The sequence below is a fragment of the Nocardia brasiliensis IFM 10847 genome (assembly GCF_000710915.1).
GTDB lineage: Bacteria > Actinomycetota > Actinomycetes > Mycobacteriales > Mycobacteriaceae > Nocardia > Nocardia brasiliensis_A.
The window spans coordinates 1-24,279 of sequence record NZ_BAUA01000158.1; the positions used below are offsets into that span (position 1 = coordinate 1).

A 24,279-nucleotide genomic window follows, 5' to 3' on the forward strand; every position below is an offset into this window, starting at 1 on the left:
TCCCTCACTCTCCTGCTTCCGACATTCTGGCAACAGACGCCGCAGTGTGCTGTGTAACAACCGTGGGCGTCAGCCTGCCATGAAGCCCGGGGGTCGTGGCCCCCGACTCCACTCTAGTTGCCGGGGGGTACTGCCGCCGCCAGTCCACCCTATTGGCGACCGGCGTCAGCACGGTCATTCACTCATAACGTGAGCGTTGCATGATTCGTTTCCGACAAGGTTTTGCCCTCAGCGAACAGATGAAAACGTGGCAACCCGAACGTCCGTGCACAGTTCTTGACCGACCGAGGTCACCGCGCCGCTGCTCGCTCTCGCCTGCTTGCCCGTGGCGGCACGACTGTTCGGCGCGGGTGGACTCGGCCGGACCGGCGAGCGGATGTGCCGATGGCGGGCCTGGCGCTCGCTTCCACCCTACGGGAACCGACCGGTCAACGGTGATCGGCGCAGACGTCCGGCGACGCGCTGTCAGCGTTTGCCCGCCACCTCGAGCGGTGCGGCCGCCGTGTCGTGCCTGCCCTCGCGCCACGGCAAACCGAAGGCGACCAGCAGGGCGCCGGCTCCGGTCGCGATCGCCGCCGTCATCGACGTCCAGAAGATCGCACCCGAGAAGGCCGCGCGCACCGCGTCGTATGCCTGCTCCCGCAGCGCGGGGATCGGGATCCGCCGGGCCACCTCCAACCCGCCGACCACCGAGGACACCGCGGCGTCGGCGGCCTCCGGCGGCAGGCCGGCGCCCTCGACTCGCGGCCGGATCGCCGAGGAATAGTTCGAGGCCAGCACCGACCCGATGACCGCGACGCCGAGCGCGCCGCCGATCTCGCGCGTCGTGTCGTTGATCGCGGCGCCGACACCCATGTCCGCCTCGGCGAGGTTGGACATCAGCAATTCGGTGGCGGGGCCCTGCACCAGGCCGAGTCCCGCGCCCATCACCAGCGTCACCGGCAGGATCACACCGACGTAGGAGGTGTACTCGTCGGAGTAGGCCGCCACGATGAACCCGCCGCAGAAAATGGCCAGACCGAGCACCACCGGTGCGGCGGTGCCGAAGCGGCGGCCCGCCCACATGCCCACCGGTGCGGTCAGCGCGACGCCGAGCGCGTACGGCAGCGCCCGCACACCGGTCTCCAGCGTCGAATATCCGCGTATCGCTTGGAAATACAGTGTGAAGAAGAACACGAAACCGAACAGTGCGAAGAACGCCACCGAGATCGCCGCGGCCGGAACGGCGAAGCGGCGGTGGGTGAACAGGCGCACGTCGAGCAGCGGATACGGCACCCGCAGCTGCCACCAGACGAACGCGGCCAGCGCGAGCACCGCGCCCGCCGCACCGGCCAGGGTCACCGGAGCGGCCCAGCCGTGCCGCGGCGCCTCGATGATCGACCAGACGAGCAAGCTCACGCCGAGCACCGAGAGCACGAGCCCCAGCGCGTCGAGCCGAGAAGGATTGTCTGCCTTGGCTTCCGGGACCCACAGGACGGTACCGGCGAAGGCGAGCACGGCCACCGGCACGTTGATCCAGAACACCGAATGCCAGCTGAAATGCGCCAGCAGCCAGCCGCTGACCAGCGGCCCGCACGCGATCGCGATGCCCGCCACCCCGGCCCACAGCCCCACCGCGATCGAACGTTCTCGCTTCTCCGTGAACAAGACGGTGACCAGCGCGAGCGTCGCGGGGAACACCGCCGCGGCGAAGACGCCGAGCACCGCTCTGGCCGCGATGAGCGCCCCGAGCGAGTCCACCGAGGCGGCGATCGCCGAGACCACCCCGAAGCCGGCCATGCCGATGAACAGCACCAGCCTGCGTCCGTATCGGTCACCCAGATTTCCTGCGGCCAGCAGGAATCCGGCGAAGGTCAGGGTGTAGGCGTCGACCGACCATTGCAGCCCGCTCACGCCGGCGCCCAACTCCCGGCTCAGGGTCGGCAAGGCGATGTTGATGATCGTGTTGTCGATCACCACGAGCACCTCGGCCAGGCAGAGCACCGCCAGGCCGAGGTAGCGGGTCCTCACCTAGCGGCCGCCTTGACGAGCACCGTGTCGAGCACGCTGTCCGGCAACAGGCGCGAGGCGAAAGTCGCTGCCCACGAGTCGATACCGACCCGGTAGCGCACCTTGGGACGCTGCGCGGTCATCGCGTGCGCCACCGCGGCGGCGAACTGGTCCGGCTTGGTGCGGCTGGCTTTCGCGCGGCGCTCGTTCATCGCGACGAACGCGGTGAACGGCTTCCGGTACACAGCCGCGACCTCGGGCGAAGACTCGCCGAGGATGCGCTCGGCGGTGTCGGAAACCTTGTCCCAGATCGGCGTGAGAATGGCGCCCGGCTCGATCACCGACACACTCACCGACTGCGCGGTGAGCTCCCGGCGCAGCGAATCGGACAGGCCCTCTTTGGCGAATTGCGAGGTGGCGTAGACGCCCAGGAACGGCGAGGCAACCCGCCCGACACCGGAGCTGACATTGACGATCCGGCCCACCGGGCCGCCCGCCGACCGGCCCGCGCGCAGCAGCGGCAAGAAAGCCTGCGCCATCGCCATCGCGCCCACCACGTTCACCTCGAGCTGATAGCGCAGATCTTCTGCGGAAACGCATTCCAGCGGGGCCGAGACGCACACGCCCGCATTGTTCACCAAGCCCAGCAGCCCTTGTTCACCACACGTTTCGGCGACTTTTTCCCGGGCCGCCGAAATCGCCGCCGCCGAGGTGACATCGAGTTCGAGCGGGATCAGGTGTTCGGATTCGTTTGCCAAATCTTTCGCAGCTTCTTCCGATCGCACACCGGCGAAAACTGTAAAACCGCTGCGTGCGAGATGAATTGCGGCCGCCCGCCCCAAACCGGACGACGCTCCGGTCAGTACGACGGCGCCACGTGCTGTTCGATCACTGGGTTGCATATCCACCTCATCTACGTCAAACCATCTGCCGCCCAACGTGAAACAAGTCACGATCCCGAGTCTCGGGGCTTGCTACGCACGGGCACCACCCGCCAAGGTATGCATAACGGTGGGGTGCCGCAAACTGGGCAGCAAATGTGCGCAATGGGGCGCGGGGCGGGGACGGCGCTGCCCGAATTTCTCGTCGCAACACCGGCTTTCGTGCAGATGGGACGCATTTTCGCGGCCGGTTTGTGCAGTGCGCCAAATGCTAGAGAGGCTTCGATGATCGACCGTTCCCATTCGTCCCTCCCCCCGACGAAAAGCTGGCCGCTGACCGCTTATCAGCGCGACATCATGGCCATCGCCTCGCGGCACCCGGATCTTCCGATTGTCCAGGCGGCAGGCTACAGCCACATCGAGCAATCGGTCGATATCGCGCGGATCACTCGCTGCATCGAACTCGCATATCTCCGCAACGACGCACTGCGACTGCGGATCACGACCGTCGACGGCGAACTCCGGCAACATCTCAGCGACGACACGCCCGAGGTGGAGGTGCTGGACTTCAGCACGGCACCCGATCCCGAGCAGGCCTGCCAGGAGTGGATGCTGGCCGCCAATCGGCGTGTCGTGCCGGCCGACAGCCAGATGCTCCGCTTCGCCGTCCTCGTCGACGGCCCGGACTCGTTCTATCTCTTCGGCCGGATGCATCACGCCGGCGGCGACGGCTGGGCGCTGAATATCGTTACCGGACAGATTATTACCGAGTACGAGAGTGAGGCGCCGACCGAGGCGCTGCCGCTCTACCAGATGCCGTCGTACCTCGCCTACGCCGAGCGGACGGCCGAATATCAGGCCACGCCGAGCTGGGCCGCCGATCGCGACTGGTTCGTCGACTACCTGGCGGACGTGCGGCCCGCCCTGTTCCCCAGGACCGCGACACTGGACACCGTCGAGCGGGGGATGCACTCGCTGCGGCTCGACCGCGAACTGGTGAACGGTCTACGCGCGACGGGTATTTCGCTGTTCTCGGTGACCTCTGCGGCGATCGCCGCCTATCTGGCCATGACGCACCGGACCGACGAGGTGGTGCTGGGCGTGCCGATGCTGAACCGGAACACGCCCGAGGAGATGCTCACCGTCGGCGATTTCACCAATGTGGCGCCGCTGCGGGTACGGCTGACGGGCGCGCCGACGCTGCTGCAGGTGGCCGCGCAAATCGCCGCCGAGGTGCGAGAACTGAAGAAGCGGCAGGGTTTTCCGTACGGTGACATCGTGCGTGCGCTCGCCGAGCGGCACGCCATGGTGCCGACGCTGTTCGACGTCACCTACTCCTACAACCGGATGCCCTCGGCCGACCATATCGAGCGGCTGATGGCACGCTCCAAGTTCTTCTCGGCGGGCACCGTCGCCGAGGCGGTGAATATCGTTGCGGTGGAGCATGAGCGAGACGGCACAGTGGATCTGCACGTCTTCGACTCACGAGACGTGTTCGACGAGAACTTCCCGATCACGGCCGCCATCCGGCAGGTCGGCGGGCTGCTCCGCGCGGCGCTGGCCGCGCCGGACGCGCCGATCGCCGAGTTGGACTGGCTGCCACGACCCGATCGCGCCGCACTGGAATCCTTCGAACACGGGCCCGACGCCGGGTTTCCCGACACCACGCTGGATCAGCTTTTCGCAGCGCAGGCGGCACGCACACCCGACGCCGCCGCGGTGCTGTTCGAGACCGGCACACTGACTTTCGGACAATTGCGCGACAAGGCCGACGGACTGGCCGCCGAACTGCTCCGGCGCGGGGTGCAGCGCGACGAGCGGATTCCGATCGTGGTACCCCGCTCCCCGGAACTCCTGATCGCGATCCAGGGCGTGCTGCGCGCCGGCGCCGCCTACGTCCCGATCGATCCCGGCTACCCGGCCGACCGGATCGCCATGGTCATCGCGGAGAGCGGCGCGCGGTTCGTCATCGCCACCCCCGAACTGGACGAGCAGGCCACGCCGGGGTCGGTCCGCCGGATCCCGGTGGACCAGCAAGGCGCGACTCTCGCCGAATCGACTGCAGCCCCAGCAGATCTCGCGTACGTGATCTTCACCTCCGGCTCCACCGGCAAGCCCAAGGGCGTCATGGTCGAGCATCGGTCGGTGGTGAACCGGCTGACCTGGATGCAGCGGCGGTATCCGCTGGACGCGAGCGATGTGATCCTGCAGAAGACCCCGGCCACCTTCGACGTCTCGGTGTGGGAACTGCTGTGGTGGTCGATGACCGGCGCCAAGGTGGCGCTGCTCGGTCCGGACGGTGAACGCGATCCACGCCGGATCATCGACGCCATCGCGGCGCACGGCGTCACGGTGCTGCACTTCGTGCCGTCGATGCTCGGTCCGTTCCTGGCCGAATTGAGTGCCGATCCCGCTGCGCTCCAGCGTGTTTCGACCCTGCGGCGGGTGTTCTGCAGCGGTGAGGCGCTGCCGGCCGAGCTGGTGTCGCGCTTCGCGCAGGTGTTCGCCGGGACCGGGCAGGCCCCCCAGCTGGTGAATCTCTACGGCCCGACGGAAGCGACCATCGACGTCTCGTACTTCGATTGCCCGGCCGACCCGGCGGCGCTGACTGTCGTGCCGATCGGCCGCCCGATCGAGAACATCTCGCTCTCGATCCGCGATGCCGCGGGCCACCGCGTCCCGGCGGGGGTGCAGGGCGAGCTGAACATCGCGGGCGTCGGTGTCGCCCGCGGGTACCTCGACCAACCGGAACTCACCGCGGCGGCGTTCGTCCCGGACCCGGCGGTGCCGGGCGGGCGCCGGTACCGGACCGGCGATATCGCCCGCTGGCGCGCCGACGGCACCATCGAATACCTGGGCCGCACCGATGATCAGGTGAAGATCCGCGGCAACCGGGTGACCCTCGGCGAAGTCGAGAACCAGCTGCTCGGCGCACCCGGTGTGCGGGCCGCCGCCGTGCTCGACCGTCCCTCGGACACCCATGGCGCGTACCTGGTCGGCTATTTCGTCGCGGAGCACGCGGGTAGCGCGACCGCGGACACCGTGGCCGCGCATCTGGCGGCCCGCGTGCCCGGTTACCTGGTGCCGAGCCGTTTCATCGAACTCGACGCCATTCCGCTCACCGCGAACGGCAAGGCGGATCGCCGCGCGCTGCTCGCCGCCGAGGCCGCCGCGCGCGGTGCGGGCGCCGGGCAGCCGCGCAACGCCACCGAGGCGGCGCTCGTCGAGATCTGCGCGCAAGTGCTCGGCACCCCGATCGGGGTGCACGACAACTTCTTCACCCACGGCGGCGACTCGATTCTGGCGCTCGCGCTGCGCACGGCCGCCGAGCAACGTGGTCTCTATCTGGACGTGGACCTGCTGTTCGCCACGCCGACCATCGCCGAACTCGCCGCGCAGGTGACCGCGGCGCCGCGGGCCGAAGCGGACCGGGTGACCGAGCCGTTCGCGCTGCTTCCCCTGGTCGATCGGGCGGCCCTGCACGCTGCGGCGGACGCGTTCCCGGCGACCTCGCTGCAACTCGGCATGCTCTTCCACGCCGCGGAGCGCGCCGATGCCACGCTCTACAAGGATGTCTTCCGGTACCGGATCGCGATGCCGTGGCAGGAGGACCGGTTCCGTGCCGCCTTCGATCGGCTGGTCCACCGCCAGCCCGCGCTGCGCTCGGCGTTCGACCTGACCGGATACTCGGTGCCGCTGCAGATCGTGCGCCACCGCGTCGACGACGCCCTGTCGGTGGCGCCGGCCGACGATGCGGCACAGATCGACGAATACGTCGAGCAGCGCAGACATTTCGCCTACGACATCCGCAGCGCGCCGCTGTTCCACCTGCGCGTCTACCCCGCGGCCGAGCGGGTGGAGCTGGTGCTCAGCTTCCACCACGCCATCCTGGACGGCTGGAGCGTGGCCGACCTGATGCGGAGCCTGCTACAGGACTATCTGAGCCACATGGGATTTGCGCTGCCGGACGTCGCGGCGGATCCGCTGCCGACCACAGTGCTCGCCGAGTACGCGAAGATCGAACAGCAGGCCGCCGACGATCCGGCGCACCGGGCCTACTGGCGCGAGTTCCTGCACAACGCGAACCCGACCGCGCTGCCGTCGCTGTGGCAGCACCTGCCGGACGAGGGCCCCGCGGTCCGTCCGCAGACGACCCTGCTGCTGCCGCGCGGATTGCAGGCCGCCGCACAACGTTTCAGTACCGAGCACCAGGTCCCGCTGAAATCGCTGTTCCTGGCCGCGCACTGCCTCGCGCTACGCGCGCTGACCGGGCAGGACGACGTGACCACGGGTGTCATCGGGCACGGCAGGCCGGGCCGGGCGGACGCGGAATCCATTGCGGGACTGTTCCTCAACACGCTGCCGATGCGACTCGACGCCACCGCGGCGACATGGTTCGACGCTGTGGACCAGGTGGCGCGGCGCGAGCGCGAGAGCTACCCGCACCGGCGCTACCCGCTGCGGTCGATCCTCGCCGATCGCGGCGCCACGGTGTTCGAAACGGCGTTCAATTTCGTCAACTACCACGTCTTCAGTGCGGTCACGGCGGTCGAGGGCCTCGAGTTCCTCGGCTTCGACGCACGTGAGGAGACCAATTTCCCGGTGCTGCTCACCGTGGCCACCGATCCACGCGACGGCCGGATGCTGGTCCGGGTCGACGGCGACACCTCGCTCACCGAGCAGCAGTGCGCGGCGCTCGCGACCGCGTGCCTGCGGCTGCTCAGTTGCATCGTCACCGAACCGCACGCGGCGATCGATGTCGGCGCCGACCGCGCCAATGCCCGGGATCTGGCCCAGCTGATCGCGGATCAGGCTGCCCGGCAGCCGGATTCGATCGCCATCCGGTCGCAGTCGCACGCCTGGACCTACGACGAACTCGCGTATCGCGTCGAGGTGATCGCCGGCAAGCTGGCCGCGCTCGGCCTGCCGCCGCAGGCTCGGGTCGGCGTGCTGATGCAGCGCAGACCGGAACTGATCGCCACCGTGCTCGCGATCGCCAAGGTGGGCGCGGTCTGCGTGCCGCTGGACGTGCACTATCCGCCACAGCGGTTGCGCGCGATGATGGAGCGCAGCACACCGGCCAGGATCATCGCCGACGCCGAATACGCCGACCTGGTCCCGGATCCGGGACTGCTGCTCGCCGCCGCCACGCTCACCGACGGCACCGGCGAGCCGGTGGGCCCGCTCCCGGTGGTGGCGCCGGACGCCCCCGCCTACGTACTGTTCACCTCCGGCTCCACCGGCGAGCCGAAGGGGGTGGTGATGCCGCACCGCGCGCTGGCCAACCTGGTCGAGTGGCAGAACAGCGCGGAGTCCGGCACCCGGGCGATGAGCACCATGCAGTACGCGCCCCTGAGCTTCGACGTCTCGTTCCAGGAGATCTTCGCGACGCTCACCGCCGGCGGTCTACTGCGCCTGGCCGACGCCGCGCATCGCTCCGATCTGACCGCGCTGCTCGACACCGTGATCACCGAGCGGGTGCAACGGCTGTTCCTGCCGTTCGTGGCGTTGCAGGCGTTCGCGGAGGCCGCGATCGCGACCGGCCGCTACCCCACCGACCTGGCGGTGATCGTCTCCTCCGGTGAGCAGTTGCGGATCACCCCTGAGATCCAGAAGCTGCTGGCCGCGATTCCCGGAGTGCTGCTGGAGAATCAATACGGGCCCACCGAAACCCATGTCGCGCTCAGCTATTCGATGCAAGGCGCACCGGACCGGTTCCCCGCGTTGCCGCCGATCGGACGCCCCATCGCCGGCGCGCAGGCACACCTGCTCGATCATCGGCTGCGGCCGGTGCCGACCGGTATCGAGGGCGAAATCTATCTGGGCGGTGCGGCTCTCGCCGCCGGGTACGAACAGCGCGGCGACCTGACCGCGCAGCGCTTCGTGCCCGCCGGGCCGAACGGTGAGATCCTCTACCGCACCGGCGATCTCGGGGTGCGGCTGGCCTCCGGCGATGTGGTGTGCCGGGGCCGGGCGGACAGCCAGGTGAAAATTCGCGGCTTCCGGGTGGAACCGGCCGAGGTGGAGTTGCAGATCGCCGCGCTGGCGGCGGAGTTCCCGGGTATCGCCGAAACCGCGGTGGTGGCACGGGAGTTCGGCGGTATCGACGCGGTCCTGACCGCCTTCCTCGTCGGGGACGAACTCGGCACGGAAGTCGCGGCGCTGACCGACCGGCTGCGTACCGTGCTCCCGGCGCATATGGTGCCGGCCCAATTCGCCTGGCTCGACGAACTACCGAAGACGCCCAGCGGCAAACGCGACGACCGGGCGCTGCGGGAAATGCGGCTCGACTTCGCCGCGGACACCCCCGAATACCTGGCACCGCGCGACGAGGTGGAGGCCGCGGTCGCGGCGATCATGGCCGAATTCGCCGGCATCCCCGCCATCGGCGCCGATCAGAACTTCTTCGCCGCGGGCGGCACCTCGGTCGGCGCCATGCGCGTGGTACTGAGCCTGAATCGGCGGTGGGACACCGAGATTCCGCTGGATACGTTCGTGAGCACGCCGACCGCGGCGGCGCTCGCCGCGATCGTGCGCAACGATGGACGCCGGGCCTTCGATCCGTTGGTCACCCTGCGCGCCGACGGTGCGGGCGCGCCGCTGTTCCTGGTGCATCCGATCGGCGGAAACGTCCTGTGCTACTTGGCATTGACGAAGCACCTCCCCGCGGATCGCCCGGTGTACGCGTTGCAGGCGGCGGGCGCGGATATCGGCAGCGAGCCGATCCGGTCGATGCAGGAGATGGCCGCCTCGTATCTCGCGGCGATCCGGCGCGTCCGTCCCGAAGGGCCGTATCACGTCGCCGGATGGTCGTTCGGCGGCTATGTCGCGCTCGAAATCGCCAGGCAGCTGCCGAAATCCGAGGTGGCCAGCGTCACGCTGCTCGACACCATCGCGTTGCGGCCGGGGGAACGCGCGCCGATCAAGAAGCAGGCGCAGATGAAGTGGTTCTTCCTGGAACTGCTCTGGTACGCCCGCGGGGCGGCGGCCGCGGAGTTCGAGTTCGACGAGGACATCGAGGACACCGACGAGCTGTTCGACCGGATGCTGACCGAGGCGATCGCCGTCGGCATCCTGCCGCCGGGCAGCTCCGCCCGCTCGATCCGCAGGCTCTACGACGTCTTCGAGGCCAATTCCGCTGCGGCGCGGGACTACCGGCTCGAGCCGCTCGACCGAGACGTCACGCTCCTGCGCGCGGAACAGGGCTTGCCGCCCGGTGTGGACATCGCGCACCAGATCGTCGGCACCATGTTCGACAGCGACTCCAACGGCTGGGCGGACTACATCGAGGGCGCGCTCGAGGTCGTATCGATCCCCGGCGATCACCTGAACATGATGATCGACCCGCATGTGCGGACGCTGGCCGAGAAACTCTCGGCCAGCCTCGACACGGCGGAATCTGCTACGAGTACGGCAAGGCGGTAGACGAATGGGAACAACGAAAGCGATTGTGCTCGGGGCAGGTATCGGCGGACTGACGGCCGCTGTCGCATTGCGCCGGGTCGGTGTCGAGGTCGAGCTCTACGAGGCGGCAGCCGAGCAGCGCAAGACCGGGACCGGACTCGGGCTCGCACCGAACGCGACGGCCGTGCTCGCCGCGCTCGACCTCGACATCACCACCGTCGGGCAATCCCTGCGGACCTTCGAACTGCGGACCGCCGCCGGAAAGCCGCTGCGCGAACTGCCGATCGCGGCGATCACCGCCGAACTCGGCCATCCGGTGGTCAGCATCCACCGCAACGAGCTGATCGAGACGCTGCGCGCCGCGGGTGGGCCGCATCCGATCACCTACGGCGCCAGGGCGACCGGATACACGGTACGTGCGGACGGCGGTGTCGAGGTGGCGTTCGCCGACGGACGGGTAGTCACCGGTGACCTGTTGATCGGCGCGGACGGCATCCGGTCGACCGTGCGCGCCCAGTTGCACGGCGAGCAGCCGGTGAGCGAGTACGGCTACCTGTGCTGGCTGGCTGTCATCCCGTTCCGTCATCCGCGGATGACCGAGGGGTACGCGGGCCACTATTGGGGACCGGGCCAGCGCTTCGGGCTCATCGATATCGGCGGTGGCCGCGCCTACTGGTGGGGCACCAAGAACATGCCCGCCGAACAAGCTCGTGACTGGCAGGGCGGCAAGGACGAGATCGTGGCCGCGTTCGCGGGCTGGGCGCCGGAGGTGCGCCAGGCCATTGCGGAGACCGACCCGGCGGCGATCGTGGCGGTACCCGCCCAGGACCGGCCGTTCTCGGACCGGTGGGGTGCGGGACCGGTGACGCTGCTCGGCGATGCCGCGCACCCGATGCTCACCAGCCTCAGCCAGGGCGCGGGTTCGGCCATCGAGGACGGCTACGTGCTCGCCGAGTCGTTGACGGGCGCCACCGATATCGTTGCGGCACTGCGCGACTACGAGCGCAAGCGGATTCCGCGGACCAAGAAGCTGGTCGCCGATTCGCGGCGACTGAGCATGACCGAGCAGCTGGCCAACCCGGTGGCGGTCGGCGCTCGGGATCTGGTGCTGCGCTACGCGCCCGCCTCGGTGGTCAAGCGCGTGAACATGGAACCGATGCGCTTCACCGTCGACCCGCTGCCCGCGCGCGTGCAAGGCAGCGTGGACTGATGCCCGGCACACTGTCGCGCCCGCTGAGCCCGATCGAACGGTGGTACTGGATTCTCGACCAGGTCTCGCCGCTGAACGTGATCTCCCGGGTCCGGGTGCACGGCGCGCTCGACGCCACGCAGTTGCGCGCCGCGGCCGACGCGCTGGCCGCCAGGCACCCGTTCCTGCGCGTCGCCATCGCCGCCGACGCCGACGGCACCGACCCGAGATTCGTCCCGGCCACCGCGCGAATCGAGGTGCGCACGATCACCGGCGACGACGCGACCTGGGCCCGCGAGGTCGACGAGGTCGAACTCGCGACCGGCACGGACTGGGCGAGCGGTCCGCTCGCGCGCGTGCTGCACGTCGATCTCGGCGCGGACCACGATGTGGTGCTGGTGGTGTCCCATGTCATCGCGGACGGCACGTCGGCGCTGCGCCTGCTCCAGGACCTGGTGGCCTACGCCGAAGCCGCGCAGCGCGACCCGGTTCCCGTCACGAGCCTTGCCACGTTCGATCCGCCGGAAGCGCGGCTGCCCAAGAAGTTCCGGGGTGCGATCGGCGCGGCACGGTCGATGCGGGTCGCGCTCGCCGAGGAACTGCGGATGACCGCGGCCCGGCCGAGGCGGCTGGAAGCGCAAGCGGCGGTGGAGCCTTCGCGGCGCCGCACGCGGTTCCTGCGGCGGGAGCTGACCGGCGACGAACTCGACCGGCTGGCCGATACGTGCCGGGCCAAGGGCGTGTCCGTGCACGGTGCGCTGAGCGCCGCGTTGGCGGCCGCGATCGGGGAACAGATGACGCCGGGCCGGGCGGGCAAACTGGCCATCGGCTCACCGGTCGATTTCCGCGGCGAGTTGCAGCCGCCCGTCGGGGCGGACGAAGCGGGCGCCTACGTGTGCACGCTGCCGACGGTGCTGCCCTACGGGCCCGCCGTGGACTTCTGGGATGTCGCCGCGCAGACCAACCAGGACCTGCGCGAACGCTGCGCCGCGAGGCAGCACTTCGCATTGGTCTCGATGCTCGGCGTGGTCACGCCGAAGTCGTTGGGGCACAGCGGCAAGACCATGAAGATGGCCGAACAGCGCGGGCCGGGCAATATCTGCCTGTCCAATATCGGCCGGTTCGATTTCCCCGGCCGCGTCGGCGGGTGGACCGTCTCCGGCGCCCAGTTCATCGCCGGTATCTCGATGAGCGGGTACTACGTGGGAACGGTGAATTCCAGTCACGGGCAGCTGTTCTGGAACTTCACCTATATCGAGGACATCGTGTCCGAGCAGCGTGCGGTGCGCATCGCCGACGACGCACTGGACCTGCTGCGCAAGGCGATCGCCTGACCGGCGCGTACCGCTGCCCGCCCGAGTCGAGCGGGCAGCGGTACGCCTATCCGGTGAACGGCGGGATGAATTCGCACGGCACGGGACCCGGGTGCGCCGGGTCCAGTGCGTTCAGCACGTACGCCGCGGCGCGAGGGCTGCCCGCGACACCGGCGTGCTCGGAGTAGTCGTCCGAACACCCTTGTTGCACCACGATATTCGTGGCGTTCGGCCCCGGCACCAGTCCGGCGGTGTACGGCACCACGATCTCGTCGTAGCGGGTCGCGATATTGGTGTAGGTGACGCTCGGGTGGTAGACGCCGTCGGCGTTCAGCGCCAGCAGGAAGTCCGAGTCGCGCACCGCCTGACGGCAGGCCTGACACAGGGATCCGACCATGGCATCGAACGCGGGCCCGGCGCCCAGTCGCTTGCTGAAGGCCGCGATATCGCCGGTGGCAAGCACATTGGAACCGAGCCACGGCGGCGCGAGGGCGACCAGCTTGTCGACCTTGTCCGCACCGCCTAGCCGCTTGACGTAATAGTTGCCGATCAGGTTGCCCTGCGAGTGCCCGATGATGTCGACCCGCTGCGCACCGGTGGCGGCGAGCACCCGGTCGACGAAGGCGGCGAACTGCGGTCCGCTCTGTTCGATGGGCAGCATCCCGCCGATGGCCGAGATCGGCCACGGCAGGTCGTAGGCGCCGAAGGTTAGTGAATACACGCAGTAGCCCTGATTGGCCAGCAGCGGGGCGTACACGCCCCAATTGGTCTGCGCGCCACCGCCGGTGCCGTGCGCCAGCACGACCGGGTTGGGATGCGCGGCGCTCGGGCGGCAGGACCAGTCGTTGCTGCCGGGCAGCGAACCCCCGTGATTCAGCAGCTCGTTCGGGATACCCGCGAAGAAGTTGTAGTCGACCGGGTAGTCGGCTCGCGCGGGGCTCGCGGTGACCGTACACAGCGCGGCGAGCAGGACGACGAGTAAGGAAAAACCGGGAATGTGCCGCACGGTGGGCCTCCAGATCTAGAACGTGTTACAGAAAGTACCGCAGGAGGTGTCTCAGTCGGGGCGTGTCGCGAAAGTTGGTCCGACCCGGCGCGGACGGCCGCAACGTTCTGGTCGAGCCGCCGCGGTGACCGGTAAAGTTCGGCACAGACTGCGATTGTTTTGTCCCGACGTCCGATTGCGGCTCAGCGGTCGAACAAAGAGGCATGGTGCGATTCAGACAGCGAGATCCGGCGACCGAACAGGTCCATCAGTTGGTGCGGACGCTCGCGTTGCCGCGCACCTGGCAGCGCGACACCTTCCTCGAACAGGTTGCCGCGCTGGTGGGCAAGCGGATTCGGCTGCTGCCGCTGGCAACGGAGGTGGCCGGGCAACTGCCGTGCGGGCTGGTGCTCGAGCGTGCCGACGATGTCGTGATCGCCTACGACGCGACCGGATCGGAGTACCACGCCGATCACATCATCCTGCACGAGGTGGGGCACCTGCTGCTCGCACACGGCGGACGACGATCCAGCACGCCGGACGCGGCCGTCCAGATCCTGTTCCCCAACGTGCGACCGGAGACCGTGCTGCGGGTGCTGCACCGCGGCGACTACGACGATCTCGCCGAACGGCAGGCCGAGCTGTTCGCCTCGCTCATCATGTCCACGGCGCGGACCGAGACGTTCGAATCCCCGCTGCGGCGAGTGCTTTTCCGGGACTGAGCGCCCCCGCGTGCTGCACTCGTCCTGGCCCACCGCGCTGTCCGCGCCGATCGTCGGCTGCGCGCTGGCGCTGGCGGCGGTGCGGGCCCTCGTCTTCCGCGCGACGCTGCTCGAACGTCAGGGCACCCTCGTGCTCGCCGGTCTGGCCTGCTCGGCCGCGCTGCGGGAACTGACCTGGCAGCGGTGGCTGACGACGGCCTCGGGCGGCCGCCTCTCCGCGGCGCTGCTGTTCCAGCTCACGATCTGTGTGCTGGTGTTCGTCGCGGCCCTCACCATCGTGACGCTCGGCGCGGTGCTCGGCGAGCGTCATCCGCTGCCCGCGCTGCTCGGCTTCGCATCGGTCTGCTGCGGTATAGGTCTGGCCTTCGGCAGCCGCGCGAGGGCCGCGGGCCTGCTGATCGAACAGGACGTCGGCTGGCACGCGACCGGATTCTGGCTTTCGCTGTGCCCCTTGATCTTCTGGATGGACACGCTGCTGGTCCGGATCGGTCTAGCGGAGCTACGAGCGAGCACCGACCGACGCGGTCTCGTCGTGCCCGCCATGACGCTCGGGGTGGTCGGCCTGCACGTCCTCGGTTTCGTCTGGGGTCCGCTCTCGTGCGCGTACCAGTTGAACGGAATACCCAGTGTCTTCACCAGGATTCAGATCGCCACCGATCGTGACTTCGCGCTCTATCAGCTCACGCTGTTCGCCGCGGTCATGGCCATTCCGGTAGTCCTGCACGCCAGAGCCCGCGTCGGCTTGGACTACCCGGCCCGATGCCGGCGTCGGTTGCTACCGCTGTGGTCGGATCTGACCGCCGCGTGCCCCGAATGCGTCTATCGCGATCCGGTCGCGCCCGACCTCGGCAGCCGATTCCTGCTGCACCGCACGGTGATCGAGATCCGCGACTGCCTGCGCATCCTGGCACGCTACGACCTGGCTACCCCGGCAGCACCACCTTCGAGCCGAGATCCGTTGGCGCGGTATGCCGTCCAGCTGGCCCGGGCTTGCGCGGCGAAACAGCGTGGCGTGGCGCCGGTCGGGGCGACGGTGCCGCTGCCCTCGTCCGCCGAGGACGTCGAGGGGGAAATCGCCGAACTCACCCAGCTGGCGAAGCGGTGGGGTCCGGCACGCAAAGCCGTAGCCGCCGAGGCGATCCGCGGCACCCGATGACAACGTCCCCGCCGGACCTGAAGTCGAGCGAGGACGGGGGTCATCGAAACTGTTGCGGCGGCTGCCCTCAGCCCTGACGGTAGGCCGCGACACCGGGCTGACCGGGGAACTGCCCCTGCGCCGCCTGCGGTCCGGCCGCCGCCGAGCCCGCAGCGTTCGCCTTGCCGTGCTGGCTGCCCGCGACGAACAGCGCGCCGCACAGCACCAGGAAGGCCAGCGTGTGCAGTACCGCGCGGACGATGTTCCAGCGGACCCAGACGGATTCGAAATCGGCCCGCACCGCGGCCAGATCGGCGATCTGGGAGACGTCACCGGCGGCGGCGAGTTGATTGTTCAGCGGCACGTTCAGGCCGGAGGTGACCGCGAAGGCGATCACGTTGATCACCAGGCCGACACCGATCCAGAGCAACACGGTGCGCTGTTCCTTACCCAGGTGCAGCAGCGCCGCGAGGATCGAGAAGCCGACGGTGCCGAGGAACCCGATCATGAAGACCGGATTGATGATGACCACGTTGATCTTCTGCATCACGTCGATCATCGTGCGGTCGTCGGTGCGGTTCAGCGCGGGCATCACCGAGTTCGCGTACCCGTAGAAGAGGCCTGCGATCAGGCCCGTGGCCAGGGTGGCCACCACCAGGGCGATGAGACGTGCGGCGGTCATTGTTCCTCCTGTGCGAAAACCCGGCCGGAGCCCTCATCGCTCCGGTTGCTGGTTCTCAGTCAAGCCGGTTCGGACACGGCTATCCATGGCCGAGAAGCTCGGCCGGCTAAGCGATCGTCTACGGGAGTCTCACAGGTCGCGGTCGGAGATGAGGCCGCTTTGAATCGCCAGAAACGCCAGGCGGACCCGTTTCGCGTTCTGCGGCAGGTCCTCCACCCCGAATTTGCCGAACAGCACCCGCAGGTGGGTCTTGATCGCGTCGACGCTGAGGAACAACTCCTCGGCGATCTGCTGATTCGACGCGGGGGTGGCGAAGGCCGCACCGTTCTTGTACGGGCGGCACAGCGCGATCAGCACCGAGCGCTGGGTATCGGTGAGCTGGCTGGTGGTGGGCGTGGAGCCGGTGGAGGTGCGGGTGATGTCGTCGGCCACGCCGCCGAAATCGTGGAAGGACACCCGCGAGGTGCCGACCCGGATGACATCCCCCGCCATCAGCCTGCGCCTGCCGACCAGTCGGTCGCCGTTGACGAAAGTGCCGTTGCGCGAAAGACCGTCGTCCACGATGGTCCACTGGGCGCCGAGATATTCGATCGCGGCGTGCAAACGGGACACCTCGGCGTCCCAGGACAGGGCGAGGTCGGCCTGCGGGGAGCGGCCGATCGTGATGCGCTCCTGCTCGGGCGTCAGCATGAACTCCTGCTGCCGTCCCGTGTCATCTTGGAATCGCAAAAATGATCCGACGAATCCAGTCACTGCGCCGATACCTCGCCTCTCCATACCGCCAGTGACCGTTGCACGTTTCCATGGTGCCGTGTCCTGGAACTACGAGCAAGATCGAGCCGCGCGCCACGCCGGAGCGCGTGTCCGCCGTCGGTGCGGCAATATCCGCTGCCTATGAACGACGACGCCGACCGCAACCGCTAAATACAAGACCGCCGCCCCGACGTCGCACGATTCGCGGGGGCGGCGGTGTGAAAAATACGAAACTAACCCTTGGCGGCCTTGTTGTACGCGTCGGTGATGTCGGCGGAGATACGGCCCCGCGCGGACACCTTGTGCCCATTCCGACGTGCCCATTCACGAATTGCCGCGCTTTGTTCCCGGTCGATCGAGACCCGGCTCTTCGGGGCGCCCGTCGCGGTGGCGGCGGCCTTGACCCGGCGCCGGCCACTCACGCGGCGCGCGCTCGAAACCCACTCCTCCAGCCCGTCGCGCAGCTTCGCGGCATTTGCCGACGACAGGTCGATCTCGTACGACACACCGTCGATCGCAAACTCGATGGTCTCGTCCGCGATGGACTCACCATCGACATCGTCGATCAGGCTAACGGTGACCTTCTTTGCCATGAGATGAACGTCCTCTCGAAATCGTGCGACCCGCATACTAGGCCGATTACCCGAGGCAAGAATACCTCGAATTCCCAAATTTCCAAGACGGGGCCGAGATTTTGCAATCAGCTCGTCAGCGAGTGACCGGTCGCACAATTGGGAACAGTATTGTTTCCCGGATTCCGAGACCCGTCAACGCCATCAAGAGACGATCGATTCCCATACCGGTACCGGTGGTCGGCGGCATGCCGTGCTCCATCGCGGCGAGGAAGTCCTCGTCCAAGGCCATGGCCTCGTCGTCGCCTTGGGCGGCCAGCCGGGCTTGATCCACGAAGCGCTCGCGCTGGATCACCGGATCCACCAACTCCGAATAGCCAGTAGCCAACTCGAAGCCACGGACATACAGATCCCACTTCTCCGTGACGCCCGCGGTGGACCGATGTTGCCTGGTGAGCGGTGATGTCTCCACGGGGAAGTCACGCACGAAAGTCGGCGCGTACAGCTTGTCGCCGTACTGGTGTTCCCACAGTTCCTCGACAAGTTTGCCGTGCCCATAGCCCTTGTCCTCGGGAATTTCCAGACCGACCCGATCGGCAAGCGCACGTAATTCGGCTATCGAAGTTTCCGGTGTCACGGAGACGCCGAGGGCGTCCGAGAGAGACGGGTACATCTGCACCGTCGCCCACTCACCGCGCAGGTCGTATTCGGTGCCGTCGGCGAGGGTCACCACCTGGGTGCCGAACACCTCCTGAGCGACTTCCTGCACCAATTCCCGGGTCATCCGCGCGGAGTCGTCGTAGGTTCCGTACGCCTGGTACGTTTCCAGCATCGCGAACTCGGGGGAATGCGTGGAGTCCGAACCCTCGTTGCGGAAGTTCCGGTTGATCTCGAAGACCTGCTCGAGTCCGCCGACCACACAGCGCTTCAGGAACAGTTCCGGCGCGATACGCAGGTAGAGATCGATATCCAAGGCATTGGAATGCGTGACGAACGGCCGGGCCGCCGCGCCGCCGTGCAGCGTCTGCAGCATCGGCGTCTCCACCTCGAGGAAACCGCGGCGCTCGAGCGCGTTACGCAGCGCACGCACCACCGCGATCCGGGTGCGCGCCATTTCCCGGGCCTCGGGTCGCACGATCAGATCGACATAGCGCTGCCGGACCCGCGACTCCTCGTTCATCTCCTTGTGCGCCACCGGCAACGGTCGCAGCGACTTGGCGGCCATGAACCAGGAATCGGCCATGACGCTCAATTCACCGGTTCGCGAGGAGATCACCTCGCCGTGCACGAAAACGAAGTCACCGAGGTCCACATCGGCCTTCCAGGCCGCCAGCGCGTCCGCGCCGACCCCGTTCAGGCTGATCATCGCCTGCAACTTGGTGCCGTCGCCCTCCTGCAGCGTCGCGAAACACAGTTTGCCGGTATTACGCATGAATATGACGCGCCCGGCGACACCGGCCTGCAGGCCGGTCTGGGTGTCGGCGGCGAGATCGGGATATGCGGCGCGAATTTCGGCGAGGGTATGCGTCCGCGGCACCACCACGGGATACGCGTCACCGCCTGCCGCGAGCAACCGTTCCCGCTTCTCCTTGCGAATCCGGATCTGCTCGGGGGCGTCGTCGGCCTCGGGTGCCACGGCAGGCCGCGAATCCGATGCGGGATCGCTGGAGGGGGAAGTGTTGGCGGTGCTCACATCCGACAACCCTAGCGTGCATCGGAAATCGTTTTGCGGGCCGCCCGTCCCGGTACCGCGTCCGGAGCAGGCCACGGCAACGGCACTAACGCGCGAGGTAACACCGGCGGCATCGGAACAGCCCGGTGCACCTGCCGGATTTGTGCGATACCGCACGGTCGGAAATAGCCGTCACGGTGCGGCGAGCTGCGAGAACTCTTGGCAGCCCGGATCTTTCGAGCTGGAAGTGATTACGCCGCAATTACAGCGAGGCGAGCGCGGCGACCTCGCGGGCGAAGTGCGGCGCGCGCATTCCGATGTGCAGCAGTCCCGCCGCCTTCAAGGCGTGGAAACCGCCGACCAGGTCGGTGGCCCGGCGCAATCCCAGTTGCTGCAGCGAGGCCGCGGCGAGACTGGACGTATAGCCCTCCGAGCAGGCGATGATCCATTCGATCTCGTGATCGGTGGCCAGGGCCAGGCGCGCGGAACTCGACGGATCGAGCCGCCATTCCAGCACATTCCGCTCGATCACCAGCGCGCCCGGCAGGGCGCCTTCGCGCACCCGCTGCGCCTGCGGCCTGATGTCGACCAGAATCGCGCCACGGGCGAGGGCCTTCGGCAATTCGAAAGCGTAGATCCGGGTCAGTTGCGCCCGGGCGTTGTCGAGCATCTGATCGATAGTCAAATGTTCCATCACATATCACCTTCGGGCTGGTCGGTGAGAACGGTTCGGGAGCGCCGCAGAGTGCCGTGGCCGGTGACCTCGTAATAGGACATGGCGGTGAGCGGCGGCGAATACGCGTGCACGCTGAGCGTCGGTTCGAGCAGTGCCGGGTCCGCCGCGGCGGCGTCGACGGTGCTGGTCACGGATTGAGCGGGGGCGCGCATCACATCGTGCACCCAGCCGATCGGAAACGACGCCTGATCGCCGGCGGTGAGGATGCGGCGGCGCAGTTCGGTGCCGTTCCAGCGAAATTCCGAAAGCGCACCACTGAGCACGGTCAACGCACCCAGCGAGCCGGCGTGATCGTGCAATTCGGTGGATTTCCCCGGCGTCCAGCTGATCAGCCAGACATCCACCTCGTCATCGGCGAGCAGCCGGGCCGCCCAGCGTTCATCGGCGGGCCAACTGCCATTCGCGGGCAGCAGGTGGTCGTATCGACCGGCCAGTACGTCTTCGGCGCCTTCGTCGGTCAACCGCAACAGATCGGCGGGACGCAGCCGCGTCGGTAATGCGGAAGCCACGGCACGATCGAGCGGCGGGGTAGCCGAAAAGTCGTCACGTGCGGAGGAAAGGGAAAGAACAGAAGAACGCATGAGCGAATCTCCAGGAGTTGGTGAACGGTCGAGGGCAGATGGTCAGCCTCGAACGGTCGAGGCCAGATCAGCCTCGACAACACTCCTGGGTGCGCACGCGGAAATACACAGCGGTGAGTGTATCAGTACCGGACGCGGACTCGGCAAGTCCGTTCCGGTGCGACGAATCCGACACCCGGAACTCAGGCGGCGCCCTTGCGCCGTTGGTTGCGCTCGTATACGAGACGCAAGCCGGTCAACGTCAGATAGGGGTCGTGATCTTCGATCGTTTCGGATTCCGGGACGATCAACGGCGCGCTCGGGCCGGTCGCCACCACCGCGACATCGTCGCCGGCGAAAGCCTCGAACTCGTCTCGAATCCGGTCCACCAGTCCGTCCACCATCCCGGCGAAACCGAAGACCGCCGCGGACTGCATGCATTCCATGCTGTTCTTGCCGACCACCGAACGCGGTCTGGTCAGCTCGACCCGGCGCATCGCGGTGCGTTCGACCACGGCCTCCATCGAAATCTCCACCCCGGGCGCGATGATGCCGCCGAGGAACTCGCCCTTACCCGACACGAGATCGACGCAGATGGCCGTGCCGAAATCGACGACGATCGTCGGCGACGAATAATGCTGATAGGCGGCCAGACAGTTCACGATCCGGTCCGCGCCCACCTCTTTCGGGTTGTCCACCAGCAGCGGAATGCCCGTGCGCACCCCCGGTTCCACCAGCACGTGCGGCACATGCGCCCAATACTGGGTCAGCATGGTGCGCAGTTCCCGCAGCACCGGCGGCACCGTGGACAGCGCGGAAACTCCGATCACCTCGTCCAGCTGCGCGCCGATCAGGCCGCGCACCTGCATGGCGAATTCATCGGCGGTCAGTAACGGGTTGGTATGAATCCGCCAGTGCCGCACCAGTTTCGAATGCGCGCCGCTGCCCGAGAAAAGGCCGAGAACGATATGGGTATTGCGGACGTCGATCGTCAGCAGCATCTCATGCCCGCCGGTTGCTCAGCCCGCGAAGGACAGGGATCGCGGCGAGGTCAATCCGGAGCCCTCGGGCGCGTGCGCGGGGTCCGAACCGAGTTCCACCGGTCGATTGCGCTCGTCCACGAAAACCACCTTCGGGTCGTATTCCGCGATTTCCTGCTCATTCATCTGGCCGTAGGCGATCAGAATGACGAGATCGCCGGGGTGCACCAGATGAGCGGCGGCGCCGTTGATTCCGATCACGCCCGAACCGCGTTCACCCGCGATGACATAGGTCTCCAGGCGAGCGCCGTTATCGATGTCGACGATGCAGACCTGCTCGCCCTCCAGCAGATCGGCGGCATCGAGCAGGTCCTGGTCGACCGTGACCGAACCGACGTAGTGCAGATCGGCGTGGGTCACCGTGGCGCGGTGGATCTTCGACTTCATCATGGTGCGCAGCATGGCGTCGCCCTTTCGTTGGTGCGGCTCAGGCGGGCTGGGAGGTCCGGGTGGCGGAAACGTTGGGATGGCCGTCGATCGGAGCGCCGAGGGTGACGGCGGTGTTGTCGATCAGCCGGGTCTGGCCGACCCTGGCGGCGACGAGCAACCGAGCGTTACCGGTTACAGGGGCGGGTTCCAGGTTGGCAGAACGCAATTCGAGATAGTCGACGTCGACACCGGCCGCGGCGTCGAGCACCTGACGGGCCGCGGCGAGCACCGCCTCGGCGCCGAGACCGCCCGCGTGCTTGCCCGCCGCCAGCGCGGCCGACAACGCGAGCGCCGATTCCCGTTGCGCCGCATCGAGAAACCGGTTACGAGAGGACATGGCCAGCCCATCCGGCTCGCGCACGGTCACCACGGGCTTGATCTTGACGTCGAAGTTCAGGTCGCGGACCAGCTGCCGGATCAGCGTCAGCTGCTGATAGTCCTTCTCGCCGAAATACACCTCGGTCGGCCTGGCGATCTGCAGCAGCTTCGCGACGACGGTCAGCATGCCCGCGAAATGAGTCGGCCTGCTTGCCCCTTCGAGCTCCCCGCCGATCGGGCCCGGCTGCACGGTGGTGCGCGGGCCGTCCGGGTACATATCGGACACGCTCGGCGCGAACACCAGCTCGACGCCCTCCGCGCGCAGCAGCGCCACATCGGCGTCCAGGGTGCGCGGGTACTTGTCCAGATCCTCGTTCGCGCCGAACTGCAGCGGATTGACGAAGATCGAGACGATCACGACCTGGTTGGTCTTCTTGGCCTGGCGCACGATCTCCAGATGGCCCTCGTGCAGCGCGCCCATCGTCGGGACCAACGCGACGGTGCGGCCCACCCCGCGCAGCGCGTTGGACACCTGGGTGAGCACGGCCGGATCGTGGTGCACGGTCAGCTCGCCCGGCTTGAAGGCGCCACGTAATTTCGGATCGAACATCAGCGCCCTTTCAGCAGCTCGATGACAGCGGGATTGGTGCCTGCCCGTTCGGCGGTGCGCAGCGACAGCGCGCGGTAGCCCTCGGCCAAGCGGGGATCGACGGATTCGAGCGCGCGCAGATGCGCGGCCACCGCATCGGCGTCACCGCGCGCGACCGGACCGGTCAGCGCGGACTGACCACGCCGCAACGCGTTGTCCAGCGCGGCCGACGCCAGCGGGGCCAGCAGTCGCTCGGCCAGCCCGTTCGGCTGCTCATCGACCACCTGCTGCCCGAGCAGGCCGGGCCCCGAGAGTGCGACGCGCAACGCGGCCACCGCGTCCACGATCACCGTGACCAGGTGATTGCTGCCGTGCGCGAGCGCGGCGTGATACAGCGCGCGATGCTCCTCCGGCACCCGCACCGGCTCGCCGCCCATCTCGATCACCAGCGCCTGCGCGATGGCATAGCCGATCTCGTCGGCGGCGGTGATGCCGAAACACGCGTTGCCGAGCCGGCTGATGTCCTCGTCGTGCCCGGTGAAGGTCATCGCGGGATGAATAGCCAGCGGCAGCGCGCCGACCTCGGCCAGCGGGGCGAGCACAGCGATGCCGTTCGCGCCCGAGGTGTGCGCGACGATGGTGCCCGGCCGGACCGCCTTCGCCGCAGCCAAACCGCGCGCCAGACCTGCGAGCTCGGTATCGGGCACCGCGAGCAGCAGCAACTCGCTGCGCACAGCCACATCCTCGACCGGGAGAATCTCCGAATCCGGCAACCGGGTCCGCGCCCGGTGCACCGACGCATCGGAAATGGCCGCGGTACCGAACACCACATGTCCGGCTCGCTCGAGTGCGACACCCAGTGCCGAGCCCACCCGGCCCGCCGAGACGACGCCTACCGTGAGGCGTGCGGGAGCAGGGTCGTAACTCGAAGGCGCGTCGTCAGAATTAACGCTTCTCGAGGTCAACGTTGTCCTCTCGATGTCGTTCCAGTCCCGCCGTGCGGGTACCGGACGTTTCGCCATCGAGAATATCGGCCCAGCGTTTCCCGATGCCACGCCCCCGGCCAGTGATATTCGCCGCAGCGCTTTTGGCCGCGCGGGCGCGGCGTTGTTCGCGGCCCCATGTTTCAGCATCGCGGAGCGATTCAGTGAGGGGTGGCGGTCGGGTGGCGGGTGGGCCTCGCTCGTAAGACTCGCTCCGTTGGGGTGCTGTCGGGGAGAGAAAGTTGCGCCTGAGTTCGACGTCGCCAGGTTGTTCCGGGGGTGCTCTGGCTCTGCTCTTCCGAGCGGGAGGGTTTACCTATGGTCGCG

At 67.9% G+C, this 24,279-nt stretch carries 18 protein-coding genes; 5 read left to right on the top strand and 13 right to left on the bottom strand.

From position 1 onward, the window contains the following. Positions 1–465: 465 nt before the first annotated feature. Both NBRGI_RS30615 and NBRGI_RS30620 read right to left on the bottom strand, forming a co-directional pair. Positions 466–2,010: an MFS transporter gene (locus NBRGI_RS30615; protein ID WP_051728156.1), complete on the bottom strand. Its 1,545-nt coding sequence runs from the start codon at positions 2,008–2,010 to the stop codon at positions 466–468. Further along, positions 2,007–2,891, bottom strand: coding sequence for an SDR family NAD(P)-dependent oxidoreductase (locus NBRGI_RS30620; protein WP_029900668.1), 885 nt, complete (start codon positions 2,889–2,891; stop codon positions 2,007–2,009). Before NBRGI_RS30620 ends, NBRGI_RS30615 begins: the two co-directional genes overlap by 4 nt. A gap of 264 nt (positions 2,892–3,155) precedes the next feature. On the opposite strand from NBRGI_RS30620, the gene NBRGI_RS30625 reads away from it, so the two are divergent. From NBRGI_RS30625 to NBRGI_RS30635, 3 genes are read left to right on the top strand one after another with little or no spacing between them, the layout of a single operon-like run. Further along, complete coding sequence (locus tag NBRGI_RS30625) at positions 3,156–10,295, top strand: amino acid adenylation domain-containing protein (RefSeq protein WP_029900669.1); 7,140 nt, start codon at positions 3,156–3,158, stop codon at positions 10,293–10,295. A gap of 4 nt (positions 10,296–10,299) precedes the next feature. Continuing rightward, positions 10,300–11,484, top strand: a complete 1,185-nt coding sequence (locus NBRGI_RS30630) for an FAD-dependent monooxygenase (RefSeq protein WP_036561573.1) — start codon at positions 10,300–10,302, stop codon at positions 11,482–11,484. Continuing rightward, positions 11,484–12,797: a phthiocerol/phthiodiolone dimycocerosyl transferase family protein gene (locus NBRGI_RS30635; protein WP_029900671.1), complete on the top strand. Its 1,314-nt coding sequence runs from the start codon at positions 11,484–11,486 to the stop codon at positions 12,795–12,797. Before NBRGI_RS30630 ends, NBRGI_RS30635 begins: the two co-directional genes overlap by 1 nt. Before the next feature lie 46 nt (positions 12,798–12,843). Here NBRGI_RS30635 and NBRGI_RS30640 read toward each other — a convergent pair whose 3' ends face one another. Further along, entirely contained in the window at positions 12,844–13,782 is a 939-nt protein-coding gene (locus tag NBRGI_RS30640; RefSeq protein ID WP_029900672.1) for an esterase/lipase family protein, read from the bottom strand. Between the two features lie 203 nt (positions 13,783–13,985). Between NBRGI_RS30640 and NBRGI_RS30645 the strand changes: the two genes are divergently transcribed. Both NBRGI_RS30645 and NBRGI_RS30650 read left to right on the top strand, forming a co-directional pair. After that, positions 13,986–14,483 carry a hypothetical protein gene (locus NBRGI_RS30645; protein WP_051728157.1) on the top strand — a complete coding sequence of 166 codons (498 nt, stop codon included), beginning with the start codon at positions 13,986–13,988 and terminating at the stop codon, positions 14,481–14,483. A 10-nt stretch (positions 14,484–14,493) separates the two neighbouring features. Beyond that, complete coding sequence (locus NBRGI_RS30650; RefSeq protein WP_029900674.1) at positions 14,494–15,639, top strand: DUF6545 domain-containing protein; 1,146 nt, start codon at positions 14,494–14,496, stop codon at positions 15,637–15,639. A gap of 67 nt (positions 15,640–15,706) precedes the next feature. Here NBRGI_RS30650 and NBRGI_RS30655 read toward each other — a convergent pair whose 3' ends face one another. The 10 genes from NBRGI_RS30655 to NBRGI_RS30700 all read right to left on the bottom strand — a co-directional run bounded on the left by NBRGI_RS30655 (position 15,707) and on the right by NBRGI_RS30700 (position 23,991). Continuing rightward, positions 15,707–16,300 carry an anthrone oxygenase family protein gene (locus NBRGI_RS30655; RefSeq protein WP_029900675.1) on the bottom strand — a complete coding sequence of 198 codons (594 nt, stop codon included), beginning with the start codon at positions 16,298–16,300 and terminating at the stop codon, positions 15,707–15,709. Positions 16,301–16,429: 129 nt separating this feature from the next. Next, a complete protein-coding gene (locus tag NBRGI_RS30660) occupies positions 16,430–16,990 on the bottom strand; it encodes an FHA domain-containing protein (RefSeq protein ID WP_014981283.1) in 561 nt (186 codons plus the stop codon). A 296-nt stretch (positions 16,991–17,286) separates the two neighbouring features. Further along, positions 17,287–17,646, bottom strand: a complete 360-nt coding sequence (locus tag NBRGI_RS30665) for a histone-like nucleoid-structuring protein Lsr2 (protein WP_029900677.1) — start codon at positions 17,644–17,646, stop codon at positions 17,287–17,289. Positions 17,647–17,761: 115 nt separating this feature from the next. After that, positions 17,762–19,261, bottom strand: a complete 1,500-nt coding sequence (lysS, locus tag NBRGI_RS30670; protein WP_029900678.1) for a lysine--tRNA ligase — start codon at positions 19,259–19,261, stop codon at positions 17,762–17,764. 298 nt (positions 19,262–19,559) lie between these two features. Further along, complete coding sequence (locus NBRGI_RS30675; protein WP_029900679.1) at positions 19,560–19,982, bottom strand: rhodanese-like domain-containing protein; 423 nt, start codon at positions 19,980–19,982, stop codon at positions 19,560–19,562. 8 nt (positions 19,983–19,990) lie between these two features. Next, the gene (locus tag NBRGI_RS30680) at positions 19,991–20,614 is read right to left on the bottom strand and encodes a cysteine dioxygenase (RefSeq protein ID WP_148311002.1); all 624 of its coding nucleotides are present in this window, start codon (positions 20,612–20,614) and stop codon (positions 19,991–19,993) included. Positions 20,615–20,796: 182 nt separating this feature from the next. Further along, the gene (locus NBRGI_RS30685) at positions 20,797–21,594 is read right to left on the bottom strand and encodes a type III pantothenate kinase (RefSeq protein ID WP_029900681.1); all 798 of its coding nucleotides are present in this window, start codon (positions 21,592–21,594) and stop codon (positions 20,797–20,799) included. Between the two features lie 18 nt (positions 21,595–21,612). Continuing rightward, positions 21,613–22,035: an aspartate 1-decarboxylase gene (gene panD / locus NBRGI_RS30690; protein WP_014981277.1), complete on the bottom strand. Its 423-nt coding sequence runs from the start codon at positions 22,033–22,035 to the stop codon at positions 21,613–21,615. A 25-nt stretch (positions 22,036–22,060) separates the two neighbouring features. After that, a complete protein-coding gene (gene panC, locus NBRGI_RS30695) occupies positions 22,061–22,990 on the bottom strand; it encodes a pantoate--beta-alanine ligase (protein ID WP_029900682.1) in 930 nt (309 codons plus the stop codon). Continuing rightward, complete coding sequence (locus tag NBRGI_RS30700) at positions 22,990–23,991, bottom strand: Rossmann-like and DUF2520 domain-containing protein (RefSeq protein ID WP_200882248.1); 1,002 nt, start codon at positions 23,989–23,991, stop codon at positions 22,990–22,992. The genes panC and NBRGI_RS30700 overlap by 1 nt, the downstream gene beginning before the upstream one ends. Positions 23,992–24,279 lie beyond the last annotated feature (288 nt).